Below are 17,215 nucleotides of genomic sequence, written 5' to 3' on the forward strand. Positions count from 1 at the left end.
CGGGAGCCCGCCGGCTTGACGGCGGGCTTGTGAAGTCGCTCCGGCCGCCCGGCTCCTCCTACCGGCGGCTGCGGAGCTGCCGAAGCATCTTCAGATCCTTGAACATCAGGACGAAGGTGGCCAGGGAGTGGTTGCAGTGACGGAGAACCCGGTTTTGCGGCTGCGCCTCCGCTTTGCCGTAGAGCCGCTGCTGCACGAAGTACTGGAAAGCGTCGCCGAATTCCCGGCGCAGGCCGTTCGGCAGGTCGTACCTGCGGCGGTTGGCTTCGAAGATTCCGCGGCCGAGCTCCCTTGCGATCCGGAGCGGCGGCACGTCCGGAGCGATGCGGAGCACGCCGCCGGAAGGACCGTTCGAAACCCAGGAGGAGCCTCCCTGTCCGCTCGGGAGCAGGTCGATCCGGTCGATCTCTTTTGTGAGGAGTCCGCGTGTTTCAAGCTGCATCATCAGCCGGTAGCTTTCCGTGATGACCGCCTCCGCCTCTCTGGTCCACTCGTCGTTCAGGCGGTTGCCGAAGTTTGACAGCAGTTTGACCGTGTGCCGGCTCCGCTGCTGCAGGACAGGCTCGTTGACCGGCGGGTCGAAGCTCAGGAAGCCGCGCTGCCGCCGGGCCCGGGGGATGCGCGGTTCCGCCGTGGAGACGGCCGTCCGCACGATATCGTTTTTTTCCGGCGCAGGGGAGGCCTCGGCCGGCGGAGCCGGTTTCGGGGCGGCGACGGCCGCCGGGACGGGCACGGATCCGGTCTGGGATTCCGGAATCGGAGCGGCCGGTCTGCTCTCCGGCGGTGTCGCCGCCGGAGAAGAGAAACGGACCGCCAGTTCCGGCACCCTCTCTTTCTCCGCTTCTTCCTGCGGCGGCAACTCCGTTGCCGCCGGTTCCGGCGGAAGTTCCAGCGGAGTCGGCTCGAACCGCATCATGCGGAGCGCCAGCAGGACCGCGGCCGCAAGGCCGGCCGCCAGAAGGATTCCGCCGACCCAGAAAAGAAAAACGCGCCGGTGCCGTTTGCGCCGGAACTCCGGCGGCTCAAGTTCCCGCAGGGTGACCGGCGGCCGGTTCTGCAGCCCCTCCAGCAGCGTGGCGAGAAAGTCGCGCACTTCAAGCCAGCTCCCCGGCCGGTTGGCCGGATTCTTGTCGATCAGTTTTTCGACGAAGGCGACCAGCGCCGGATCAAGGTCCGGATTGCGCTCCGCCAGCGGCCGGGGGAGGCTGAAAAGGTGTTGTTCAAGAACCTTCTGCGGACTGCCGACGAACGGCGGAGAACCGCAGAGCAGCTCGTACAGCATGATGCCGAAGCTGTAAAGGTCGCTCCTGACACCGACGTCGGCGGTTTCGCCCCGGATTACTTCGGGGGCCGCGTAAAGCGGCGTCGCCATGATGTCGTCGCCGGTGTTGCTGCCGCTGACCCGGGCCAGCCCGAGGTCGGTCAGTTTCAGCTCGCCGGTCTCCTCGGAGATCAGCAGATTGCCGGGCTTGATGTCGCCGTGGGTCATCTTGTGGACGGTCCATGCGTAATCAAGCGCCTCGGCCAGTTCGATCGAAAGCCGGAAGATGAGTTCGAAGGTCAGCAGCTCCGGCGAATTGCGGCGCACATCCTCAAGCGACGGCCCGATCACGAGCTCCATTGCAAAATAGTAATATCCCTCCGGCGTCGCTCCGGCATCGTAGGCCTGAACGATGTACGGGTGGTCGAGCCGCGCGGCAAGCCGGGCTTCCCGCAGGAAGCTCTCCACATAACCGGGCTCGGCCGCCAGCTCCGGCAGCAGGATTTTGAAGGCGACCTGGCGGCCGAGCGACTGCTGCTCGGCCAGGTAGACCACGCCGTTGTTGCCCCGGCCGAGCTCGGACTCGACACGGTAACCGGCCAGGATGGTTCCCGGCGGGATCTGTACGCATTCCAACGGCATGGCTGTTGTGTTTCCGTCAGCGCGCGGCGGCGGCTTTCAGGCGCTCAAGCTCCGCTCCCTGCCGGTCGATGTCGGCAATGAGCTGTTTGAGGTTCTCCTTCATGCTCCGGACCGCGAGCTGGGTGTTGACCCGTTTCGTCGTTCCCTTGCAGTAGAAGCATTCCCGCTTGCCGGTGCCTTTGCAGGCCGCGCACTGGCCGGAACCGTCGCAGCGCGTGCAGGGCTGATCGACCGATTCGAACTTCTTGCCGACGAGCTTCGTGGCTTTCATGACTCCGGTACCGTTGCAGGACGGGCATTTGCCGGGATTGCGGACGCAGCTCTGGCACGGGACCGTACCCTGCCTGCCGCACTCTTCGCACGGCTCTTCGGTGCCGGCCCGGACCTTCTCCTTGTCGGCCGCCAGGGCAAGCGTGGAATCCGCGAGATCCTGCGCCTTCAGGGCGATCGCGGCGGCATAGACCGCGGCGATCCGGGTTTCCTCGGAACCGGCGAGCCCGACCGGGAGTCTGAAGTCGGCCACGGCGCCGATGTCGGCAGGCACGAGAGCCGGAGCATTCACGATCCGGGCGGCGACGGCTTTGAGCTCATTGAGCTGATCCTGATCCTTCTGCATGCGCCGGAGCGTTTCGGCCCATGCGTCGGCAAGTTTCTTCTGGTTTTCTTCGGTCGCATACGGCTTCCAGGCGGTGTTCTCCTTCAGCGCGGCGGTGAAGGCTTCGAGCGTGCGGTAGTCGGTCGCGGCGGTCGCTTCGTCGATGGCGACCTTGATCATCTCGTCGGCGAGCCGTCTGGCGTCGGCGAGGTTCGCGGCCTGCGGATGCTGTTCGATCGCGGCCGCGAGCGCGGTGACGCCGTCCGCGTTGATCGATGCCGCGGCGACGTCCATCTTCCGTTCGAGCTCCATCGTGTCCGGAATTCTCATGCCGATCATGGCGGCGGCCCCGAGCACGGCGAGGACGACAAGGACAATGATAATGGCGGAAAGCGGATTTTTCTTCTTCTCCGCTGGCTGATTCGTCTGCTTGTTCATGATCCGGATTCCTTACTTATTGCTGCCGGTGTAGTAGCGGATGCAGGCCGAAAGCGCGCGGGTGAACCGGCCCGCTTCGGGGTCGTTCTCCTCCCGGGCCAGCATGCTGCGGCCGTGCGTGGTCTTTTTCAGCACTTCGGCCGGGACGGTTTCGGCTTTCGGCTGTTCGGCCGGAGCCGCTTCTCCGGCGACGGCCGGAATTGCCGCCAGCGCGGCTGCGCACAATAAACTCAGGCAAATCTGTTTTTTCATATCGACAGGTTCCTCCATATGGTATGGAAGTAATCTAGCATGGTGTCGCCGATTTTGCAAATTCCGGGACTGATAAAAAAAGCCGCCCGCGGCAGACGGGCGGCCCGGAACTGTGCGGAGCGGTTATTCCAGTTCGATGCCGGTGATCTGGAATGTGATCGCCGGGCGCGGATACCGGAAGCGGCGGTTGCTGCCGTTGTAAAGGAAGAATTCGCCGCGCAGCTGTCTGCCCTTCATCTTGTCGAGGCCCATCTGCGGGAGCGGAATGCGGATTTTCCGCCACTCCGGCCCGTCGCCGCCGACCGTGACCGACTTGCGGAGCGCGCTTTCCCAATCCTTTTCGGCCACGGCGAGGTCGAGCGCGCCCGCCGTCGGCGTTTTGAGCCAGAAGGTCAGGTAATGATATTCGCGGCCGTCCCACGGGGAGGGATCGAATTTCACGAAGGTGTAGGGAGCCTCCTGCCCGGATGCCTTCGGGAAGGTGATTTCCCGCACCCGGCCGGTCGAACCGTCGGGAAGCACGGCCGTTTTATCCGACTGTACCGGCAGGGGAGCGCCTTTGACCGTATTGCCGCCTTTGCTCCAGACGCCCGGCTTCGCCGCCGTGTCGATCGCGAGCGGCGCGGGATTCGCTCTCTCCCCGGTTGCGGCGATGAGAACCGGCACCGGCGTTTTGCTCGGGTCGAAGTTGATCGTGTTCGCGTCGGGACAGGAGGCGGAGAGGAAGTCCATCGTTTTGATCTCCTTCTCCGGAAACGGGTTTTCCCACGCGGCGACATAAGTGCCGACCTCCTTCGACAGATTCGGGCGCAGAATGCCCGGCATCGCGTTGGAGAGATAGCCGCAGTTCCACCAGTCTCCGATGTTGACGCCCGGAATCAGCGGATAGTCGACGGTGCTTCCGTCCGCATAGTGCATGCGGTAGCGGCCCGCTTCGGCGCCGTCCCATGCGGCGGTGTGCAGGAAGAAGAGGCGGCTGAATCTGCCGTTGACCGGGATGCCGCGCGCCGCGTCCGGGAAATTCGGGCGTTCGGTGCCGCGGAGGACGATGCAGCTTTTGCCGCCGTTCTTCGCCGGATCGATGATTTCGAACAGCACGCCGGCGGCCTTCTGCCGGCCGAGCGGCATGTTGCGGAAGTCGTTGCTGCCCTGATCGGTCCAGCCGCCCTTGCCGTCGTTGTCGGCTTCGTCGGTGAAGCTGCGGTTCGCATGTCCGGTCAGGTCGAGCGGAACGAGGTTCTTTTCGACTGCCGGAAAACTGCCGTCCTGATTGGCCGCGAGCGGCTCGATTTTGTCGAAACGTCCGGTTCCGAGCACGTATTCGAGCACGTTGCGCAGGTAGGTCGATGCCGAGCTCTCCTTGCCCCAGAGCGCGATCGCGTTGAGCTGCGTCCAGAAGATGGCGCCCTTGCCGACGGCCGCTTCGAGGATCGCGGTCTCGATGCTGCGTCCGCCGAGCATCGGCCCCTTGACGGCCAGCGCATTGACCGAGAACGGCGCGATGCCGCCCGAGATCACGAAGCCGTCCTTTGCCCCGCTCCAGGTGTCGAAATTCTTCTGAGAGAGCCCTTTGAATACCGGATGGGCCGGGTGGACGAGGTCGACGAACGTGTTGCTGCTCGTCAGGACGGCCATATCGTTGACGGCAGGGCCGGTGACGTAGCTTTGTTCCAGCACGAGCAGCGTTCCGCCCTGCCGCACCCAGTCGAAGAGGGCCTTGCGGTCGATTTTCATCGGTTCGGCGTTTTCTTCCGCCGCCGGGATGATTGCGACATCCGCCTTGCCGGGTGACGCGCTGCCGGGGACGATTGCGAAGGGGATTCCCAGCTGTTTCAGGACCGCCCCGGTCCGGCCGGCGTCTTCGCGGCTGCCCGTGTCGAGGACGACGACCCGTTTGGCGGTCCTGACCGGAACCGTCAGGATCGCCGGGTCCTGCACGAAACAGTCGTAGAAGTTCCGGCTGATCTCTCTGCCGTTCACTTTCAGCACGAGACGGAGCTGAGCGTCGCCGCGGACGCCGTCCGGCACCCGGAAGCGGACCGGCGCGGTCGCGACCCTGAACGGTTCTGCGGCCGGCGTCGGGAAGGTTCCGGCCGGAAGCTCCCGCCCGTCGGCGGTGACGCAGGTCAGTTCGGCCGTTCCGGCCGGCACCGGCCGGTCCGTGCTGTCGGCGATGTAGAGCGTGAAGTCGTTCTCGCGGCCGGAAAAGAGCCCGCGCGGCATGATCGACTGCTCATCGCGCAGGCCGACCAGAACCGGCTGATTCCAGAGGGTCGCGGCCTTGAGCCGGTAGCCGTGGAACCACGGCGCGAAGCCGTCGATCCGCTCATCCTGGCGCATGAGTTCGAGCAGCCGTTTGCCGTAAACCTCCTTGGCGTAATCCATTGAACCGGGCTGCAGCGCTTTGGCCAGGCCGATCGTGCCGGAGTAGCCGATTCCGTTCGGCTCGCCCCAGCTGGTCGGTTTGGCGGCGTATTTCGCATACTGTTTCATGTCGTTCGGCCGGAAGCTCCGGTCGGTCATGCCGCCCCAGGAGAAGCCGACGCACTCCCAGATGATGTACGGCATCGGGAGCCGGCTGCCGTCGATCTTGTAATCCCGGAGCGAGCCGTTGTACATCGTATCGAAGTTCCGGTTCCAGATGGTCCACGGGCTGCCGCCGTTGCCGATGTAGCTGTGCAGATCGAGGAAGTCGGTCGTCCTCGGGTCGCGCCCGTAGCTGGTCCAGCTGGCGGAGCCGGAGAACGACCCGGCCGGCCGCTTCTGCTTGTCGAAGGCGCGGACGAGTTCGACCTGCCGGTCGAGCTGCCGCTGCACGGACGGGTTGTCGCGGTGCACGACCTCGTTGCCGCACGACCACAGGACGACCGACGGATGGTTGTAGTCGCGCACGAGCCACTCTTCGAGTTCAACCGGATTGCGTTTCGAGAATTCGGGTTCGTCGATGAAATTCGTGAAGCACCAGCCCCACTCGTCGTAGATCATGAGGCCGATTTCGTCGGCATACCGGTAAAGTTCCGGCAGCGCCGGCATGTGGGCGTTGCGGATGATGTTGTATCCGAGGCTCTTGAAACCCTGCAGCTTGTCGATGAGGTGCTTCCGGTTCGCTTCTTCGTCGCCGAGGCCGCCGAAATTGACCGAGCGGAGATTTTCACCGAAAAGGTAGATGCGCCTGCCGTTCAGATGGAATTTGCCGTTCCGGATCGTGAAGTCGCGGAAGCCGAACCGCTCCGAACGGGCCGTGAGCGGTCTGCCGTCCTGCAGCAGATAGAGGGTCGCATAGTAGAGGAACGGGTTGCCGGGCTCCCATCTGACCGGGTCCTTCAGCCTGACGGAGATGCTGCCGGCGTTCCTGCCGGGCCTGAGCCGGAGCGTTTCGGGCGCGGCGGCGGCATTGAGCTTGTTCGGCCCGGTTTTCAGCGCGGTGGTGACCGCGGCGCCGATTTCGACGTCGACCGGCCTGTCGGCCGGATTTTCGATCCGGTAATCAAGCTCGACCGTGTCGTCGGCGAGATGCGGGGTGACCAGCAGCCGCTCGATGCGGACCGGCGTCGTGAAGACAAGATCGACATCCTGCCAGATGCCGCCCTTGATGTTGCTGACGCTCCACTGGGAACCGTAGGTGCGGGCGCCGAGCCGGATTTTGCTCCGGGCCGGCCCGAAGTCGGAGAAAACCTGCAGGGCGAGAAGGTTTTTTCCGGGCTTCAGGAACCGGGTGATGTCGATCTCCCACGGAACGAAGTCGCCGTGGTGGCTGCCGGCCTTTTCGCCGTTGACCCAGAGCGTGGCTTCGTAGCCGACGGTTCCGAACCGCAGCAGGACCGCCTTGTTCCTGAGTTCGGCGGCGGTGAGGTCGATGGTTTTGCGGTACCAGCCTTTTACATAGGGCTCGTCCTCTTTATAGATCTTCGGGTATTTCCGGTACCAGTTGAGCGGAACGGCGATTTTGTCCCACTTCGAATCGTCGAAACCGGGCTTCTCGCAGCCTTTGCCGGCATCGGTTCCGGCCGGAAACGGCGTGGCGGAGCGTTCAAGCCCCGAGCAGAGCCATTCTCCGTTCAGCGAACGGACGGCGGCGAAGCGGCCGCTGTCGATCTCCGGGCCGCCGGGCGGGGTGAAGCGGACCTTGTCCGGCCCGATCGTCGTGCCGGCCGGGGCGATCGGCTCCGGCGGCGGATTGAACGGCGGAATATCCGCTGCGGCTGCCGCGGCCAGCGTGAACACGGCCGCTCCGGCTGCGAGAAAAGTCCTGATCATACGCTTCTTCTGCTCCTTGAACTGCTGGGTTATTTCGTTTCGGCTTCTATAATTATAGTGTCCTTCATCACGGAAAGCAATGGGATTTCCGGTGCATTCATGGTACTTTCGGGGCTGCCGGAAGAATTGATCAGCAAATGGAGATAGGCACGGTCTTCCTGACTCTGGCGCAGCGTCCTTCGATCAGGTCGATGAGGCCGCTGATCGCTTCGCTGCCGATTCTCTGGTCGTTCATCAGCGCGCGGCGGTGCGGATAAGGCAGGACCTCCGTGCGTGAGGCGGAGTCGAGCAGAACCCAGCGTTTCGACTCCGGAGCCATCCCCAGCTCTCTGAGCGCATGGGACGCGCCGATCGCCATCAGCGCGCTGGCGGAGATGATCGAATCGAATTCACGCGAGGCGGCCTGCCGCAGCACCTGCCTGTAGGTGTCATTCTGCGAAAAGAGTCCGTGGGTCGTGAAGAGCGTTGCGGCCGTGCCGCGGATTCCCGCCTCGATGCCGGCGGTCATGAGCTCGACGACCGAATTCTCCTCGGGGCCGGCGAGATAGAGGATGCTCCGGGCGCCGTCGGCGATCAGGTCGCGCGTCATTTGTTCCGAATTCTCCCGGTAGTCGGCGGCGACGAAGCTGATCGCCTCGTCGCTGTCCCGGTGCGGAAAGCTCGTGATGAAGAGGTGCGGCGCGCCGTAGGCGATCAGCTCCTCGTAGCAGCGGTCGGAGCGGTGCGCGCCCCAGATCAGCAGCCCGTCGAGGCTGCCCGCCCGGAACAGATTCAGATAACGGCTCTCCTTTTTAAGTTCGGGGTCGTTGAATTGGAGCAGGAGGTTGTAGCCGCTTTCGAGCAGCGGCCGCTCAAGTCCGGCCAGCATATTCACGAAGTGATTGTCGGCGAAGGCGTTGTCTCCGTCGGTCTGCGACGGGATCAGGAGCCCGATGATGCCGGACTTCTTCTGGAACAGCCGCTGCGCGTTGACGTTGGGCACGTAATTGAGCGTACGCGCCGCCTCGAGGACCCGCTGCCGGGTCTCCTCCTGAATTTTGAAGTCGCTGCGGTTGTTCAGCACCTTCGATACCGTGCAGGTCGAGAGCCCCACGTAACGCGCCAGGTCCCGGATGCTGCAGCTTGCCTTTCTGCCGTTCATGGTGACCGTAGATTCCTTTCCGGATGGTTGAATCCGATTAACATGTTAAGAGGAATTATACCGTAAATACCTTCCATTGTCAATACTGCAAAGGGGAAAAATGCGGAATTTTTCGCGGTTTTCCGGATTCCCCGGCGGGTTCCGGTTGACAAAGCCGGTCCGGCGCGGTATATTTAAATATCGGTTATGCGGAGCCCCGCGGTCGCGCGGAGGCCTTTTCACACAACAGCAGTCAGGAAATATGAAAGAAAAACGGAAAAAGAGTAAGATCAGCGAGGATCCTGGACCCCGATGGCGTGAAGCCGTGCCGGGCGCTCTTTCTTTCGTGTTTTCCCGCTGACGCTTTCCGGCAAAGAACGCCCCACCGATTCCGTTCCGCTTCCGGCGGGGACGGAGGCGGTCCATGCGCGGTTTCACGCCTGCAAATTCGGGTTCGACGGATCAGGTTTCCGGAAGTCGCTTCCGGCAATGTTGAAACCTTCAAAGACAGGATGGATTGCCCATGTTCAGATGTTACGATCTGGTGGACGGCCGCGTGCAGAGCTGCCCGGAGGGACAACTCGGCATCATTCAGGTTTACAGCGCTCCGACCGAGGAGGAGAAGCGCTATCTCGTCGATCAGTGCGGAATCGACGAGCACACGCTCATCTCTTCGCTCGACGAGGATGAGATTTCGCGTGTGGAGTACGAGCACAATCACATTGCGGTCATTCTGAAACGGCCGCGCAATTTTCAGGTCGACCGGACGATGGCCTTCAAGGTGTCGTCGATCGGGGCGTTTCTGTTCAAGGACCGCATCATCGTGCTGCAGGCCGAGCCGATGCCGCTTTTCGAGCACGGCCGCATGCCGCTGCGCGGAAACACGATCCAGGGGGTGCTGCTGCGGCTGCTGCATCATTCGACCCATCACTTTCTGCAGCATCTGCGGATCATCCGCAACATCTCGGATGAAATCGAGAACAAGATCGAGTTCGCAGTGACGAACAAGTCGCTCGTGAACATGTTTTCGCTGTTGAAGAGCCTGACCTATTACGAGAGCGCCACGAGCGCGAACCAGTTGCTGCTCATCAAGCTGCGGAACGATGCGAACAAGATCGGCTTCAACGAGGAGGAGATCGATTTTCTCGACGACATCACCGTCGAAAACAAGCAGTGCGACAACCTCGCCGGCATTTATGCGGGGATTCTGACCGGCATGTCCGACGCGCGCGTGTCGGTGGTCAGCAACAACCTCGCCGGGATCATGAAATATCTGGCGATCATCAACGTGGTGTTCATGCCGCTGACGGTCATCACCGGGCTCGGCGGCATGTCGGAGTTCACGATGATGACCGAAGGCATCTGGTGGCCGCATGCGTACAGCGCGCTCGTGCTGGTCATGGTCGTGATCGGCTATGTGACCTATCTCCTGGTCAAACAGATCGGCATGCGCGACAACGGAAGGAGGCGGTGATGAGCACGGCAGTTAAAAAGACGAAGTACCGCGCTTCGGCGAGCAGCCGCGGGCGCGAGCGGCTCCAGCGGGTGAACCGCCGCTTCGACCTCTGCGCCGGAATTCTGGCGCTGCTGATCGTGATCGCGATGATCGCGAGCTTCCGGCAGACCTACGAGCTCGGCGCGAACCGGCCGGAGGGGTTTGCTACCTGGTTCCTTCTGTTTCTGGCCTATCTGCCGCTTGAGATCGTCGGCCTGGTCTCCTGGCTGTTCGGCCTGCAGGATTCGGCGCTGGTCCATATGCTCGTCGAACGGCACCAGGCGCTGGCGCTCGGCGTATTCGACCTGGCGATGCTGGCAGCGGTCTGGAGCGCGATCCGCTTCTATTTCGGCCGCCGCTACGGCGTGAACTGGGTGCGGACGGCGACGACTTTCCTGACCATTCTCGCAGTCTGGGGGGGATTTCAGCTCTGCTGCATGGCTGCGGTCGTCATCTGGTCGAAGGGCGGCTTTTCGCCGCTGCACAGACACCTGCGCCGCGAGACGGAGCCCGAACGGGTGATCATCGTGAAGCCGGATGCGGAAAAAGTGCCGGAAGAGGCGCCGATGCCGAAAAATCCATAGAAAATCTTTCCTTGTCCATTGGCTATCCCGCGATTTGCGTCTATATTGAGACAACCAATTCGGGAGGACAGACGATGCAGTGCAAGGTAACGACCTCGCTTGAGAAGATTTTTGACGATGCCGGTTCTCCGGTGTTTCCGGTCATCGAACGGGATGTCGCGGCGAAGGGGGAAGTGTACTCCTTCCAGATCGTCCTGACCGGGGAGCCGGGCTGGTACCGGGTTGTGCTCGACGGAGCGCTCAACGCCCGGATACGGACGGTCGATTCGGTTCCGGTCCGCCTTGCCGCGGACAATGAGGAACCGTATTTTCTGCGGACGGCGCCGGGGCTCTACCCGGATCTCCTGAACCGTCTCGAGGACGGCGACAGCTTCCGGATTCTTCCGCGCCAGCCGCGCGTACTCTGGGTGACGGTCCCGGTGCCGGAGGATTGCGTGCCGGGCGAATATGAACTCGGCTTTTCGTTTTTCTCCAGGCAGGGGGAAGAGCTGTGCGCCCGGTGCGTGTTCACGCTTCAGACGGTCGATGTCACGCTGCCGCCGCAGGAACTGATCCGCTACGAGTGGTTCCATTCCGACTGCCTCGCCGCGTATTACGGCGTGGAAAGCTGGAGCGAAAAACACTGGGAGATCCTCGAAGCTTTCGCCCGGAATGCGGTTCGTCACGGAATCAACGCGCTTTACACGCCGCTCTGGACGCCGCCGCTCGACACCGAAGTCGGCGCCGAACGGCCGACCTGCCAGCTGCTGGAGATCGGCTACGATCCGGCAACCGGCGGTTACACCTTCAATTTCGATCGGCTCGGGCGCTTTCTCGAGATGGGAAAACGGCTTGGTTTCCGCCGCTTCGGCATGAGCCATCTGTTCACGCAGTGGGGGGCGCGTTTCACGCCGAAGATCGTCTGCACGCTGCCGGACGGCAGTGAAGTGAAGCGTTTCGGCTGGCATGTCAGCTCGGAGGACCCGTCCTATGCGGAGTTCCTGAAGGCACTGATGCCGGGGCTGCTCGCGTTCCTGTGCGGGAACGGGGCAGGGGAGATGTGCTTCTTCTCCGTCTCCGACGAGCCGTCAATGGAGCATTTCGACAGCTACAGGCGGGCCGTGGAGCTTGTGACGCCGCTGCTGGAGGGACTCCCGACCATCGAGGCGCTTTCCAACTACGATTTTTACGAACGCGGCCTTGTGAAGCACCCGGTCCCGGCGAACAACCACATCGAGCCCTTCGTCGGCAACGTCGCCGGGTTGTGGAGCTACTACTGCTGCGGACAGCAGCACCTGGTTCCGAACCGGATGATTGCGATGCCGTCGGCGCGGAACCGGATCATGGGGACGCTCTGTTACGTTTACGATCTGGCCGGTTTCCTGCAGTGGGGGTTCAACTTCTACTATTCGCAGTATTCGCGGCGGTTCATCGACCCGTTCGCCTGCACCGATGCCGGCGGGGCGTTTCCGGCCGGAGACCCGTTCATCGTGTATCCGGGGGAGAACGGCGAACCGCTCGACTCGATCCGCCACGAGGTGTTCGCGGACGGGCTGCAGGATCTCCGCGCATTGCGGCTGCTTGAGAAGAAGATCGGCCGGGAGCGGACGCTGGCTTTCCTTCGGGAAGGGCGCGGCGAGGCGTTCAGCATGACCGATTATCCGCGCGACGCGGAGTTCCTGAACCGCCTGCGGCCGCGGATTTACGCCGCGTTGACCGGAGCTTGAGGAATAAAACGGGATTTTTTTTCAATTTTCTGCTTGAAAAAAATAAATTCCGGAGCATATTATATAACATGATGCGCTCATAGCTCAGTTGGTAGAGCAAGTGACTCTTAATCACTGGGTCCTGGGTTCGAGTCCCCGTGAGCGCACCATTTTTTTGTCCTGAAAATGCCTCCGCAGGTGCTGCAAAGTACCGCCGGGGCATTTTTTTTATTCCCGGAAGATTTCTCTTCGGCTGTGAACGATACCGAAATGAATCTGGCGCGGGAGAGGGCCCGCGGCGCCTTCTGCCGGAACAACCTCAAATAGTCGATGCAGGGACAGATCATCTATGCTGATGCGTACGACGGCTGCTGCGTCGTCCAGCTGCCGACCGGCGGTCGCGGCACCTGCTGGCGGACGCTCTGCTACGGCGACTTAGGCCTCTCCCGCAATGCGGGAGTCTTCCCGGAGAAGATGCTGCAGTGCCCGTCGTCGAATTGCTTCGACAGGGACTCCAGTGGTTCAAGTGGTATCCCATGAAGGAACAATTCGAACTGCTTTTATTACGTTTTTCCATTAAAAATAATACTCGGAAAGCTTCTTTTAAAAATAAAAGGAGCTCAGGAAATGGCAGAAATTAAACTTGATCCCCTAAATGTGCGGAAATACGAAAAGCGTAATCAACAGGTGATGTCCGATTCGTTGAAGGAGCTTGGGGCCGGGCAGTCGATCCTGATCGATGCTGCCGACACCATCGTTGCCGGGAATGGAGTATTGGAGCAGGCTGAATAGCTCGGCATTCCGAGGTTCCGCCGAGGAGTTGCTCGAAAAGCACAATTACGTCGTGCTCTACTTCGACAATAATGCGGACCGGCTCCTGGCGTTTCTCTTGTTCGATATTCACACCGTTCGCGATTCCTGAGCGGCCCGGTTAGGCACATCGGGGCATTGGCCGGGTCATTCGTGGGGCAGGCGCGATCAGCCGCATCACCGGAGGCGCGATGAAGATTTTCTGGAAGGGAGACAATGTGCAGCTGGCTCTGGCGCTCCCCGGCAGGCGGGGTATTGGGAGATCGGCCTGATCCGGGGAAATACGGGACGCGGCGAGGTTTTCCTGTGGAGTATGCCGGATGGGACTGAAGCGCGGGAGACCGCCGCCCGCATCGGGCTTGAGACTGCTCGCGACGAAGCGCGCATTTCATTGGCGGCCGTCGGGCTTTCGGAAGAGGCGGGCCGGGCCGGATTCCGCTTCAACCTGCTGGTCAACGACAATGACGGCGGCGGGCGCGAGAGCTGCCTTGCCATATCACCCGGGCTCGGCGACGGGAAGGATCCCGGACTCTACCCGGTTGTAAAATTCTGATATTGCTGAATAAAAAGCCTGATGCTTTTCGGAGCTGCTCCGGGAAGCATCAGGCTTTGCAAATGATTGCAGGAATCGTAAAGCCGGCTCGGGATCGCTGCCGAACTCCCGAGCGGCTTTTTTCGGCCGCGTCAGAGGTTCTGGCCGAGATCGACCAGCCCGGTGTCCTTTGCCGGCTGCGGCGCGGCGACCGGATTGCCGGTCGCCTGTGCATCGTCGGCGGATTCGAGGTCCGCTACCCGGACCAGCCCCGCGTTCGGATCGGCGAAATCCACTCCGGCCCGGGCGGTCTCCCCGCCGAGAAGCGTGACGATGCCGGTATCCGGATCGCGCATCAGCATCGGGATGGTTCCGGAGGTCTTGCGGTATTCGTCCGCGAATTTCTTCCCGTCCGGCGAGAACGCGAGGTAATGGAACACCTTCGGCGAAATCGGCATCAGCAGGTGGAGCCGGCTCAGCATATCGGTTTCAGCCGTGAATTTCTCATAGCCGACCGCCTTGCCGACCCGGATGACCGAATAGATCATCTTATCGTCGTCAATGACGAGGTAATACGCTTTGGTGGAACCTTCGATGATGGAACGGAGGCTGTAGGTGCGCGCTTTGGCGACCTCGGAGACCGGCTGCTCCGGCTGGAGATTCGGCAGGCCGACGGAACGCTTCCAGACCGTGACGCCGGGCTCCACATTGAATTTCAGGTCTTTCGTCTTATATTCATACGGAAGCTGCGAATGAGAAACGTAGGCGTGAACGCGGTAGACGCCGATCCGGTCGAGCTGGTAGTAGCGGTTGATCGGCACGATCATGCGTTTGATCTGCCCCGGCGAGAGTATGAGACCGGTCACGGAAAGCTCGGCCCCCGGACGTTTCGGCACGACGTTTCCCCGCTGGTCGGTCACTTCGAAAAGAAGAAAACCCTGCAGCTTCGGATTCTTGCCGAACACCAGCGGGCGCCCCGTGTCGTTCCGGAGCGTCACGCAGGCATAGATCGGTTCATACTGCATGTACATGGAGCGGTTGAGGGTCAGATCCATCCCCATCTGCGCCGACGCCGTGGCGGCGGTACAGACGATCAATATGGCGAGAGCGAGCGACTTGAACATGATTCGTTAATCTCCTGTGGTCAGAATTTGGATGCAGTCGTTGGCGATTTGGACGGTGTCGAGCCGGTGACAGGAGAGTTCACCCTTCGGACAGCTGCGCTTCAGGCAGTTCAGACAGCCCGGGCGACGCTGGTAGATGCGGTGTATTTTCCCGTACGGACCGGTCTTGGCCGGATCGGTGGGGCCGAAGAAGCCGAACACCGGTTTGTTGAGCGCCGCCGCCGCGTGCATCGGCCCTGAATCGTTGCTGAGAACGAGCCGGGCGCTGCGGAGCGCTTCCATCATGACGCCGAGCGAAGTCCTGCCCGCCAGCTCGAGGAGCGGAAAACCGGGACCGACTTCCTGACGTATCATCTCCTGTTCTTTCCGGTCGGACGATGCTCCGAGGACGGCGAACACGCATTCCGGTTTTTCCGCATGGACCCGGCGGATCACATCGGCAAACAGGGCGGGGGGGAACTTCTTGGTCTTCCACCGGCTGCCGGGCAGCAGGACGACCAGTTCCGCCGGCACGGCTCCGGCCAGCCGGCGGAACGCGGCGGCATTGGCCGGATTTTCCGGAAGGACCAGCATCGGAACCGGGGCGTTCCCGCCGGTGAGCGCATTGACGAGAGCTGCGTTACGCTCGACCGCATGCCCGGCCGGCACGTCGAAGCTCCGGCGGTAGCCGAGCCGGGCCGCCGGTTCGCGCGGACGGGCGAAGCCGATCACCGGGCCGCCTTTGGCCGCGGCCGCAAAGATCGCGCTGCGGGTCAGCCCCTGGAAGTCGATGACCAGGTCGTAGCGATTCCGGCGGATCTCCCGCACAAGGTGCAGGAACTCCGGGATCAGGGTCGGCAGCTTGCCGAGCCGTTTCCGGTTGAAGAGAATCCGGCGCGAAACCGGGAACGGGCTGTAATCGAGGATTTCCGCAAACGCCGGATGCACGAGGTAATCGAGCTCCGCTCCCGGGAAATTACGGTGCAGCAGCTCCAGCGCGGGGAAAACATGCAGGATGTCTCCCAGGCTGCTCGGCTTGACCACCAGAATGCGTTTTACCGTTTTTTTCACTTGAATCGGGGATTCATCCGGGCATCCGGTTCTAGCTGCCGTTGGCGAGGCGCAGCGCAAGGCGTTCGGGCAGCCCGGCGTCGAGGATCTTCTGCTGCTGGCTCGCAATGTCGTACGGCAGCCGGTAGCGCGTGACGTAACGCGACACCGTGTCGAGTACGGCGAAGCTGGCGCGCGGGTCGCGGTTGCGCGGCTGCCCGATGCTGCCGACGTTGAACAGATATTTATAACCGACTTTCACTTCGACCGGAAGTTCGTCGGCCAGCGTGTAATCGAAATTGTCGTCTTCGATCTCGGGGTTGTAGTTCCACTCTTCGAGCTCCTCGAGATTGGTTGCGATCGGCTTTTTGCAGAAGGCGACCGGCACGTGCGAGTGGCCGCAGAAGCACAGCGAGGTGAACTGGTAGTTGAAGTTGTCGGCGGCATGGTGGGCGTCGAAAATATATCCCCAGTTTTCGGGAGAGTCGAGCGTTGCGTGGACGAGCGTCGTATTGCATTCCTGCATCGTGGAGCGGAACGGGGCGCTGCCGATCCAGGCGCGTTCGTCCTCGTCGAGATGCGCGCGCGTCCACTCGATCGCCTTCTTCGCGTGCGGATTGAAGCCGGACATCTCGATGTTGCCGTTGGAGGTGTACTCGTCATGGTTGCCGCGGACCCGGGCCACGCAGTTCAGTTCATACACCTCGCGCACGCAACGCTGCGGATCCGCATTGTAGCCGACGATGTCGCCGAGCGAAACATAATGGTCGATTTCCAGCTCACGGCATTTCTCCAGAACGACCTTCAATGCATCGTAGTTGGAGTGGATGTCACTGAGGATTGCGTACTTTGCCATCTTTTTTCAACATCTCCAGTTCTTTATCGGAAGCATCGCGGCGATTTCGCGCCCCGCTTCCGTTCCGCCGCCCGGGACCGGCGCGGAAAGGTTTATCTGCCATATCCCAAATAAAAAACAAATCAAAGAGGTACGCAGATTGCTGTAAGCCGGATTCTGTCCTCCGCCCTGCGGCGAATGGGCAATCATCTGTCTGTGCGACCAGAACCCGGGGTTCCTGACGCCGCGAGCAGCGACTCACCCTCTATTTGGTCTTGCTGCGGGAGGGGTTTACCATGCGGCGCCGCTCTCGCTGACGCGCCCGGTGGGCTCTTACCCCACCCTTTCACCCTTACCCGGATTGCTCCGGGCGGTATCCTTTCTGTTGCACTGGCCTTCCTGCGGCGTATCGTCCGCAGTATCCTTCTTTTCAAAAGGACTCCCCGCTCTATGCAGTCCGGACTTTCCTCAACCGGAACGGAGATGAATCCGCTCCGGCCGCGATTGCCCGCAACCGGCGTACCGTTCTTAATATAGCCATCTCCGGCGAATATAC

General features: G+C 61.9%; 13 protein-coding genes, 1 tRNA gene and 1 other RNA gene. 6 read left to right on the forward strand and 9 right to left on the reverse strand.

Going from position 1 to position 17,215, the window contains the following annotated elements:
• Positions 1-58: 58 nt before the first annotated feature.
• The 5 genes from FYJ85_RS10600 to FYJ85_RS10620 form a co-directional block, all read right to left on the reverse strand.
• Positions 59-1,903, reverse strand: coding sequence for a serine/threonine-protein kinase (locus tag FYJ85_RS10600; protein ID WP_154418397.1), 1,845 nt, complete (start codon positions 1,901-1,903; stop codon positions 59-61).
• Between the two features lie 16 nt (positions 1,904-1,919).
• The gene (locus tag FYJ85_RS10605; protein ID WP_106055444.1) at positions 1,920-2,936 is read right to left on the reverse strand and encodes a zinc finger-like domain-containing protein; all 1,017 of its coding nucleotides are present in this window, start codon (positions 2,934-2,936) and stop codon (positions 1,920-1,922) included.
• Between the two features lie 12 nt (positions 2,937-2,948).
• Positions 2,949-3,188: a hypothetical protein gene (locus tag FYJ85_RS10610; RefSeq protein ID WP_106055445.1), complete on the reverse strand. Its 240-nt coding sequence runs from the start codon at positions 3,186-3,188 to the stop codon at positions 2,949-2,951.
• A gap of 123 nt (positions 3,189-3,311) precedes the next feature.
• A complete protein-coding gene (locus FYJ85_RS10615; RefSeq protein ID WP_154418399.1) occupies positions 3,312-7,445 on the reverse strand; it encodes a glycoside hydrolase family 2 protein in 4,134 nt (1,377 codons plus the stop codon).
• Positions 7,446-7,575: 130 nt separating this feature from the next.
• Complete coding sequence (locus FYJ85_RS10620; RefSeq protein WP_106055447.1) at positions 7,576-8,586, reverse strand: LacI family DNA-binding transcriptional regulator; 1,011 nt, start codon at positions 8,584-8,586, stop codon at positions 7,576-7,578.
• A gap of 502 nt (positions 8,587-9,088) precedes the next feature.
• Between FYJ85_RS10620 and FYJ85_RS10625 the strand changes: the two genes are divergently transcribed.
• From FYJ85_RS10625 to FYJ85_RS10650, 6 genes are all read left to right on the forward strand, one after another.
• Complete coding sequence (locus tag FYJ85_RS10625) at positions 9,089-10,039, forward strand: magnesium transporter CorA family protein (protein ID WP_106055448.1); 951 nt, start codon at positions 9,089-9,091, stop codon at positions 10,037-10,039.
• On the forward strand, positions 10,039-10,644 hold the full coding sequence (locus FYJ85_RS10630; protein WP_106055449.1) for a DUF2157 domain-containing protein: 606 nt from the start codon (positions 10,039-10,041) through the stop codon (positions 10,642-10,644). The genes FYJ85_RS10625 and FYJ85_RS10630 overlap by 1 nt, the downstream gene beginning before the upstream one ends.
• A 74-nt stretch (positions 10,645-10,718) precedes the next feature.
• The gene (locus FYJ85_RS10635) at positions 10,719-12,350 is read left to right on the forward strand and encodes a DUF4091 domain-containing protein (RefSeq protein WP_154418401.1); all 1,632 of its coding nucleotides are present in this window, start codon (positions 10,719-10,721) and stop codon (positions 12,348-12,350) included.
• 73 nt (positions 12,351-12,423) lie between these two features.
• Positions 12,424-12,499 (forward strand) — tRNA-Lys (locus FYJ85_RS10640).
• A 457-nt stretch (positions 12,500-12,956) separates the two neighbouring features.
• Positions 12,957-13,121, forward strand: coding sequence for a ParB N-terminal domain-containing protein (locus tag FYJ85_RS10645; RefSeq protein ID WP_154418403.1), 165 nt, complete (start codon positions 12,957-12,959; stop codon positions 13,119-13,121).
• Between the two features lie 331 nt (positions 13,122-13,452).
• The gene (locus FYJ85_RS10650; protein ID WP_154418405.1) at positions 13,453-13,692 is read left to right on the forward strand and encodes a DOMON domain-containing protein; all 240 of its coding nucleotides are present in this window, start codon (positions 13,453-13,455) and stop codon (positions 13,690-13,692) included.
• 131 nt (positions 13,693-13,823) lie between these two features.
• Here the strand turns inward: FYJ85_RS10650 and FYJ85_RS10655 are convergent, their stop codons facing one another.
• The 4 genes from FYJ85_RS10655 to rnpB form a co-directional block, all read right to left on the reverse strand.
• Positions 13,824-14,795 (reverse strand): hypothetical protein, encoded by a 972-nt coding sequence (locus FYJ85_RS10655; protein WP_106052011.1) that lies wholly within the window; start codon positions 14,793-14,795, stop codon positions 13,824-13,826.
• A 6-nt stretch (positions 14,796-14,801) separates the two neighbouring features.
• Positions 14,802-15,845, reverse strand: coding sequence for a glycosyltransferase family 9 protein (locus tag FYJ85_RS10660; protein WP_206213110.1), 1,044 nt, complete (start codon positions 15,843-15,845; stop codon positions 14,802-14,804).
• A gap of 31 nt (positions 15,846-15,876) precedes the next feature.
• Positions 15,877-16,680 carry a metallophosphoesterase family protein gene (locus tag FYJ85_RS10665; RefSeq protein WP_106052008.1) on the reverse strand — a complete coding sequence of 268 codons (804 nt, stop codon included), beginning with the start codon at positions 16,678-16,680 and terminating at the stop codon, positions 15,877-15,879.
• A 129-nt stretch (positions 16,681-16,809) separates the two neighbouring features.
• Positions 16,810-17,179: RNase P RNA component class A (gene rnpB, locus FYJ85_RS10670), an RNA gene on the reverse strand.
• Positions 17,180-17,215 lie beyond the last annotated feature (36 nt).

The organism is Victivallis lenta (assembly GCF_009695545.1).
GTDB classification, from domain to species: domain Bacteria; phylum Verrucomicrobiota; class Lentisphaeria; order Victivallales; family Victivallaceae; genus Victivallis; species Victivallis lenta.

Bases quoted from the DNA above. Each gene is read 5' to 3' on its own strand.
- FYJ85_RS10600 (WP_154418397.1), bottom strand. From the start codon at position 1,903: ATGCCGTTGGAATGCGTACAGATCCCGCCGGGAACCATCCTGGCCGGT.
- FYJ85_RS10605 (WP_106055444.1), bottom strand. From the start codon at position 2,936: ATGAACAAGCAGACGAATCAGCCAGCGGAGAAGAAGAAAAATCCGCTT.
- FYJ85_RS10610 (WP_106055445.1), bottom strand. From the start codon at position 3,188: ATGAAAAAACAGATTTGCCTGAGTTTATTGTGCGCAGCCGCGCTGGCG.
- FYJ85_RS10615 (WP_154418399.1), bottom strand. From the start codon at position 7,445: ATGATCAGGACTTTTCTCGCAGCCGGAGCGGCCGTGTTCACGCTGGCC.
- FYJ85_RS10620 (WP_106055447.1), bottom strand. From the start codon at position 8,586: ATGAACGGCAGAAAGGCAAGCTGCAGCATCCGGGACCTGGCGCGTTAC.
- FYJ85_RS10625 (WP_106055448.1), top strand. From the start codon at position 9,089: ATGTTCAGATGTTACGATCTGGTGGACGGCCGCGTGCAGAGCTGCCCG.
- FYJ85_RS10630 (WP_106055449.1), top strand. From the start codon at position 10,039: ATGAGCACGGCAGTTAAAAAGACGAAGTACCGCGCTTCGGCGAGCAGC.
- FYJ85_RS10635 (WP_154418401.1), top strand. From the start codon at position 10,719: ATGCAGTGCAAGGTAACGACCTCGCTTGAGAAGATTTTTGACGATGCC.
- FYJ85_RS10645 (WP_154418403.1), top strand. From the start codon at position 12,957: ATGGCAGAAATTAAACTTGATCCCCTAAATGTGCGGAAATACGAAAAG.
- FYJ85_RS10650 (WP_154418405.1), top strand. From the start codon at position 13,453: ATGCCGGATGGGACTGAAGCGCGGGAGACCGCCGCCCGCATCGGGCTT.
- FYJ85_RS10655 (WP_106052011.1), bottom strand. From the start codon at position 14,795: ATGTTCAAGTCGCTCGCTCTCGCCATATTGATCGTCTGTACCGCCGCC.
- FYJ85_RS10665 (WP_106052008.1), bottom strand. From the start codon at position 16,680: ATGGCAAAGTACGCAATCCTCAGTGACATCCACTCCAACTACGATGCA.